Annotated in this window: 4 protein-coding genes; 2 read left to right on the forward strand and 2 right to left on the reverse strand. The window is 34.2% G+C overall.

The genetic code is table 11. From position 1 onward, the window contains the following. Nucleotides 1-245: transposase (locus ASJ81_RS10925; protein ID WP_141241676.1), on the reverse strand; the 245-nt coding region annotated here is incomplete at its 3' end. Nucleotides 246-263: 18 nt separating this feature from the next. Further along, nucleotides 264-512 (reverse strand): hypothetical protein, encoded by a 249-nt coding sequence (locus ASJ81_RS10930; RefSeq protein ID WP_095644479.1) that lies wholly within the window; start codon nt 510-512, stop codon nt 264-266. Between the two features lie 1,023 nt (nt 513-1,535). On the opposite strand from ASJ81_RS10930, the gene ASJ81_RS10935 reads away from it, so the two are divergent. Beyond that, on the forward strand, nt 1,536-2,123 hold the full coding sequence (locus tag ASJ81_RS10935; protein WP_245860067.1) for a DUF488 domain-containing protein: 588 nt from the start codon (nt 1,536-1,538) through the stop codon (nt 2,121-2,123). Nucleotides 2,124-2,177: 54 nt separating this feature from the next. Beyond that, on the forward strand, nt 2,178-2,504 hold the full coding sequence (locus ASJ81_RS10940; RefSeq protein ID WP_212556066.1) for a hypothetical protein: 327 nt from the start codon (nt 2,178-2,180) through the stop codon (nt 2,502-2,504). Nucleotides 2,505-2,554 lie beyond the last annotated feature (50 nt).

A 2,554-nucleotide genomic window follows, 5' to 3' on the forward strand; every position in this document is an offset into this window, starting at 1 on the left:
AGTTCATTGAAAATCTTCTGATAAATACCATGTTCACACAGATATAGATGGAATCTATGCACTGTTGACTTAGATCCATATTTCCTGGGAACGTCTTTCCACGTACAACCTGTCATAACAACGTACAAAATACCGTTCATTAACTTTCTCATATTTGCACGTGGCCTTCCTGTATATGATTTCTGTGGAGGAAGATAAGGTTCCATGGATTCCCATAGAACATCATCGATTTCACGAAATGACATAAAAGTAAATTTATAATTTCAACATAATATTACTTTTGGGATAGGCTCATATAATGAATTGGAAATAACAAACTGTTCAGGAGAATAAGCATCGGTAGTTTCTGTTACCATATTAAGAGATCCCTGCTCTCTGCTGCAAGTACTGGCATGATATTCGCTGCAATGATCGGTATCATTATTGGTATTCTGATCAGTATTATCATTAGTATTCTGATCAGTATTATCATTAGTATTCTGATCAGTATCAGGTCCAACACAGGAAGACATACTTTATCCCAGCTGTTTCATTAGATTGAGAATTTTCAGGCCCGGATTTTTGGCAAAATCTTGTATATTTCTATTTCCTAGCAATGGTAATGAAGTTTTGCCAGGGATTTACTTTTAAGACAGTGTGTTTGGCTCAATTAACATATTGAAAGAAATATTTTTCAAGTTATTTTTTCCCGATCCTGGTTCCACTTAACTTAGCGGTGGTTGTGTAACTGTCGGGTTGAAGAAATCGCCGTATTTTTTCGAATTGCTTTTTGGGTACCGATGCTCTCACCGGCTGCCAGGCAGCCGGCTTTTCCCTTAAAATAAAAAGAAAGAGATTAAAATTCAAAAAGCAGCACTGTTATTTTTTATTTTTTCCTTTCTCTGCTTTTATTCTCTCAAGCAAAACCTCCGCCGTCTCATAATCTCTGCCTTCTCTTTTTGCAATCTCAAACTTCTGTCTCTAGTCCTCAGAAAATAAACTTATTCAAGTACCAGAATTAAACAGAATCTCGAAGAACCAAAGCTCCCTTCTCGCTCTCTTCTTTTCGAAATTGACACTATAACTGCGTAAATTCTTAGGGGACCTAAAACTTAATGTTACCGTAGAAATCTATAATTCCGTTAGAATTACATTTAATAAATTGATTAATTAAAAAAATTATCAAGTTAAAATTTACAAAAATTTGCTAACTAAATGAGATCATATAAAAGTCAAATGAAAAATTCTATTAATATAAACAAGCAAGATATGGTAATTTAATGAAAAATCTAAATCATAAACAAAGAGCTCTTCTTTACACTATAGACAGACTTCACGAGAGGGACTTGTCTTCCAGGTTAATGATAACGAAGAGTCTTTTTTTGTCATCCCATGTAGAAAAAATAGACAAATTAATGAAATTCTATCATTTTTTTCCTCACCATTATGGACCTTTTTCCAATGTTTGCTATACTGATATATCTACATTACAAAAAGCAGGCTATATAATATAAAAGGAAAAGAAAATCGAATTAACCGAAAAAGGAAAAATAGCTTTGAAAAGAATTGACCAGAAAGCAACATTGAAAATAAATCGAGTTATAAGAAAACTCAACTCAGAAGAAGAAATTAAGGAATATGTATACCAAAAATTTCCTGAGTATACCATAAGAAGCAAACTTCTTCCTTCTCAAAAAAATGTAAAATATGATCCTGGCCTTTTCACTATCGGTTACGAAGGAAGGGATATTGACCTTTTCCTTAATATCTTAATTCAGAATGCCATAGATGTTCTTGTTGATGTCAGGAAAAACCCTTTCAGCATGAAATTCGATTTCACAAAAAATAGCCTTAAAAATTATCTCGAAAATTCGGAGATTCGATACCTCCACATTCCTGAACTTGGTATAGAAGGGGAAAAAAGAAAAGACCTTCTCACACTCAAAGATTACGAAAAACTCTTCGAGTACTATGAAAAAACGACAATAAAAGACAATCCCGAGCTTTTAGATAATATTGCGGAATTAAGCCGAAGCCACCGTGTTGCTCTAATGTGTTTCGAAGCTGATGTAAACATGTGCCATCGTGGAGTTATTGCAAGAAATATAGTTCAGAAAGAAAATGTGGAAGTTTTAAATATCTGAAACACATAAAAGCCATGTAAAACTATTGTTCTATTTTTTGGAGGCTTTTCCTGATTGAAGCAGGAAACCGAGAAAATCGTAGTTCTGGTGAGGGCTACACCAGAAGAAAGTAGAAAGCATGGATATCTTGTATGTGTTGCCGGAATAAACGAAAAAGGAGAATTCAGGAGAGTTTATCCTTTCGAATTTAGCTATGGGGAAAAGTTAATCGATTTTAAGAAAAAAGACAGGATTGAAGTCATCCTGACGGAATCGGATAACGACCAAAGAAGAGAAAGCAGAAAGCAAATTCGCTACAAGAACCTGCATTCTCCTATTGAGGATGAAGAGCTAAGAAATTTACTCCAGTCAAAAGTTAGTTCAATTGAAAAATTAACCTAGCTTCGGCAGGTTAACGCAACTAGAGGTATATATTTTCATATTCCTCTCCC

The organism is Methanosarcina spelaei (assembly GCF_002287235.1).
Lineage (GTDB): Archaea > Halobacteriota > Methanosarcinia > Methanosarcinales > Methanosarcinaceae > Methanosarcina > Methanosarcina spelaei.